Annotated in this window: 1 protein-coding gene; it reads right to left on the reverse strand. The window is 72.5% G+C overall.

Features of this window, described 5'->3' with window-relative positions; all coding sequences use genetic code 11:
* Positions 1–2,042 (reverse strand): MDR family MFS transporter (locus ACSNOD_RS30705; protein WP_436770355.1); only part of this gene is annotated, 2,042 nt, incomplete at its 3' end.
* Positions 2,043–2,082: the final 40 nt, after the last annotated feature.

Below are 2,082 nucleotides of genomic sequence, written 5' to 3' on the forward strand. Positions count from 1 at the left end.
CGGGAGGTGGCGGCGCGGCTGGCCGCCGAGGAGTCGTGGGGGCGCTCGCGGTCCGATCCGCACAGCTCCCTCGTCAGCTCCTGCACCAGCTCCCGCAGGTCGTGCGGCCGGTCCGGGCCCCACCAGTCGCCCAGCAGCTCGGCGAGGGACTCCTCGCGCGCCGCGGCCAGCCGCGCCGCCACCTCCCGGCCCCGGTCGGTGAGGATCAGCGGCAGCCCCTCGCGCACCGCCAGGCCCCGCTCCTCCACCTGCCGGGCGGCGGCGGTGATCACGGTGAGCGGCACCATGCTGCGCTCGGCCAGCAGCGCGGGCTCCGCCGAGCCGAAGCGGTTGATCCGCAGCAGCAGCCAGCTCGCCGCGGGCAACAGGTCGTACCCGGCCCGCTCGGTGATCGTCTCGTAGACGCGGCGGCGGCCCTCCCGGCTGCCGAGGACGGACAGGGCGCGCGCCACCTCGTCGTGCGAGGAGCGCTCCACCGGGTTGTGGGCCAGGGTCTCGCTCATGTCCGGCGAGGTGACCGAGCCCCGCAGCGGCTGCTCCTTGAGGAAGCACGCCAGCGCGAAGGCGACGGCCGCCACGGGCGCCGCGTAGAGGAACACATCGGTGATCGCCACGGAGTAGGCGTGCAGCACGTCCGGGCGCAGCGCCGCCGGGAGTTCGGCGATGGTGCGCGGGTCGGTCTCCAGCGCCTTGAGGTCCACGCCCGGCGGCAGCTGCCGGCCCGCGAACTCGGCGGCCAGCTTGTCGTCGAGCCGGCCGGTGAAGACCGTGCCGAAGACGGCGACGCCGAAGGAGGCGCCGATGGAGCGGAAGAACGTCGCGCCGGAGGTGGCCACGCCCAGGTCCTCGTAGCGCACCGCGTTCTGCACCACCAGCACCAGCACCTGCATCACCAGGCCGAGGCCGAACCCGAACACCGCGAAGTAGGCGCTCATCTCCCAGGTGGAGCTGGTCTCCTTGAGCTGGTGCAGCAGCAGGAGACCGATGGCGGTGATCGCGGTGCCGGTGACGGGGAAGACCTTCCAGCGGCCCGTACGGCTGACGAGCTGGCCGGAGGCGGTCGAGGACAGCAGCATGCCGGCCACCATCGGCAGCATGTGCACGCCCGACATGGTCGGCGTCACGCCGTGCACGACCTGGAGGAACGTCGGCAGATAGGTCATCGCGCCGAACATCGCGAAGCCGACGACGAAGCCGATGACCGAGCAGAGCGTGAAGGTCCGCGAGCGGAACAGCTTCAGCGGCAGTACGGGTTCGGCCGCGCGCCGCTCCACCGCCACGAACGCCACCAGCAGCAGCGCGCCCAGCACGCCCAGCCCGACGATCCGCCAGTCGCCCCACGCCCAGGTGGTGCCGCCGAGCGAGGCCATCAGCACCAGGCAGGTGGCCACCGAGGCGATCAGGAAGGTGCCGAGGTAGTCGATGGTGTGCCGGGTGCGGTGCACGGGGATGTGCAGCACGGCGGCGATCACGAGCAGCGCGACGATGCCGATGGGGATGTTGATGTAGAACACCCAGCGCCAGCTGAGGTGGTCCACGAACAGGCCGCCCAGCAGCGGCCCGAGGACGCTGGTCGCGCCGAACACCGCGCCGAACAGGCCCTGGTAGCGGCCCCGCTCCCGGGGCGGCACGATGTCGCCGACGATCGCCATCGACAGCACCATCAGGCCGCCGCCGCCCAGGCCCTGGACCGCCCGGAACGCGATCAGCTCGGGCATGCTGCCGGCGATGCCGCAGAGCGCGGAGCCGACGAGGAAGATGACGATGGCCGTCTGGAAGAGCTTCTTGCGCCCGTACTGGTCGCCGAGCTTGCCCCACAGGGGCGTGGCGGCGGTGGAGGCGAGCATGTAGGCGGTGACCACCCAGGAGAGGTGGTCCATGCCGCCGAGTTCGCTGACGATCGTCGGCAGCGCGGTGGAGACGATGGTCTGGTCGAGGGCCGCGAGCAGCATGCCCAGCAGCAGCGCGCCGATGGCCACGAGAACGCTCGACGTGGGGTGCTCGGAGCGCGGCTCGGCGTGGATGCCGTGGGCGGCGTGCACGCCGTGGGTGCCGTGGGCGCGTTCCACGCGGGGGTGGGGG

The organism is Streptomyces sp. URMC 123, assembly GCF_051386515.1.
GTDB lineage: Bacteria > Actinomycetota > Actinomycetes > Streptomycetales > Streptomycetaceae > Streptomyces.